Origin of the sequence: Streptomyces sp. NPDC047072 (genome assembly GCF_040643855.1) — a bacterium.
Classification (GTDB): Bacteria; Actinomycetota; Actinomycetes; order Streptomycetales; family Streptomycetaceae; genus Streptomyces.
Genome location: NZ_JBEYVC010000366.1, coordinates 1 through 1803 on the forward strand (window position 1 = coordinate 1; position 1803 = coordinate 1803).

Genomic DNA, 1803 nt, shown 5'->3' on the forward strand with positions numbered 1-1803 from the left:
GTGCTCGCCGCGATGGAGGTCTTCGACCAGGACGACGACGGCATCGCGATCCTGCTGGAGGAACAGGTCGGCGAGCACCAGCTCGACGACGTCAAAGAAGCGATCGCCGTCTGCCCGGCCGCGGCCATCCGGCTGGTCGACCAGTGAGGCGGATCGCCGTCGTCGGCGCCTCGGCCGCCGGGCTCGCGGCGGCAGAGACGCTGCGCAGAGAGGGTTACGACGGCACGATCACCCTCGTCGGTGACGAGCCGGAGGCCCCCTACGACCGGCCGCCGCTCTCCAAGCAGCTCCTGGCCTCGGAATGGGAGTCCGACCGGCTCGCCCTGCGCACGGACGCCGACCTGGCCGCCCTCGACCTGGACCTGCGGCTCGGCGTGGCCGCGACGGGCCTCGAACTCGCCGGCCGCACCGTGCGGTTGGCGGACGGCTCCGACGTCCCCTACGACGGGCTGGTCATCGCCACCGGGGTCCGCCCCCGTCGGCTGCCGGGGGAGGGTGCGCACGTCCTGCGCACCCTCGCCGACGCGCTCACCCTGCGCGAGCGGCTCGTCCCGGGACGGCGTCTGGTCGTCGTGGGTGCCGGGTTCCTCGGTGCGGAGGCCGCCGCGATCGCGTGGCGGCTCGGCGCCGAGGTGACCCTCCTGGAACCGGCCGCCGTGCCGCTGGCCCACGCGGTCGGCGCGGACGTAGGGCGGGTGCTGGCCCGGGCGCACGTGGAGCGGGGGGTCGACCTGCGGTGCGGGGTGACCGTGACCGAGGTGACCGACGAGGGCGTCCGGCTGGCAGACGGAGAGGAGATCGAGGCGGACGAGGTGCTCGTCGCCATCGGCTCGGTGCCCAACACCGGATGGCTGGAGGGCAGCGGCCTGCCGGTGGGCGACGGCGTGGTGTGCGACGAGTACTGCGAGGCCGCGAGGAACGTCTACGCGGCCGGTGACGTGGCCCGCTGGTACAACCCGCTGTTCGGCACCTCGATGCGGATCGAGCACCGCACCAACGCGGCCGAGCAGGGCATGGCGGCCGCCCGCAACCTCCTCGCGGCGCCCGAGGCGCGCAAGGCGTTCACGCCGGTGCCGTACTTCTGGTCCGACCAGTACGACATGAAGGTCCAGGCGTACGGCTTCCTGCGCGGCCACGACGAAGTCGCCGTCGTGGAGGGCGACCTGGCCGAACGGCGCTTCGTGGCCGCGTACCGCACCGGCGACCGGGTCAGCGGCGCCCTCGCGGTCGGCATGCCGCCCAAGGCGATTCGGCAGTGGCGCCAGGCCATCATGACCGGGGCGGCCTGGCGGGAGACCGTGTCCGTCCAGGCGTAGCCACTGTGCGTGGGCGTCCGGCCGGCCCGCCGGACGCCCGCCGTCATCTCCGTACGGATCCGTCCCCTGCGGTCCGCACGACACACGCGGCCGCCCAGCCGTCGGGCACGTCGACGTCGATGATCCGCCGGCCGGGCAGCCTCGCGGGAGGCGGTCCGGCGCCCAGGTACCGGTCGCGCGGGGCCTCGCAGGAAAGGCCCTCGCCGGTGGCCTTGCGGTAGGCCTCCTTCCGGGTCCAGCAGCGGGCGAAGCCGCCCGGGCGGGCCTCGACGGACAGCCGGGCCAGGTCCCGTAGTTCGGAGGCGTGCAGCACCCGGGTGGCGTCCTCGGCACGCTTCGGGCCGGGAACGCGCTCCACGTCCACGCCGACCGGCTCGGAGGCGAGCGCCAGCAGCGCGAGCCGCGAGGGACGCGGCGGCCTGACCGTCCGCCTCGACGAAGGGCACCACTACGACATCGAGGCCACCTCCGAGGAGCTGGTGGTGAC

Annotated in this window: 3 protein-coding genes; 2 read left to right on the forward strand and 1 reads right to left on the reverse strand. The window is 74.6% G+C overall.

Features of this window, described 5'->3' with window-relative positions; translation table 11 throughout:
• Positions 1 to 147: ferredoxin (locus ABZ896_RS52720; protein ID WP_360946665.1), on the forward strand; the 147-nt coding region annotated here is incomplete at its 5' end.
• The gene (locus ABZ896_RS52725) at positions 144 to 1316 is read left to right on the forward strand and encodes an FAD-dependent oxidoreductase (protein ID WP_360946659.1); all 1173 of its coding nucleotides are present in this window, start codon (positions 144 to 146) and stop codon (positions 1314 to 1316) included. The genes ABZ896_RS52720 and ABZ896_RS52725, both read left to right, overlap by 4 nt.
• Positions 1317 to 1359: 43 nt before the next feature.
• On the opposite strand, the gene ABZ896_RS52730 is transcribed toward ABZ896_RS52725, so the two are convergent.
• Positions 1360 to 1680, reverse strand: coding sequence for a 4'-phosphopantetheinyl transferase superfamily protein (locus ABZ896_RS52730; protein ID WP_360946662.1), 321 nt, complete (start codon positions 1678 to 1680; stop codon positions 1360 to 1362).
• Positions 1681 to 1803: the final 123 nt, after the last annotated feature.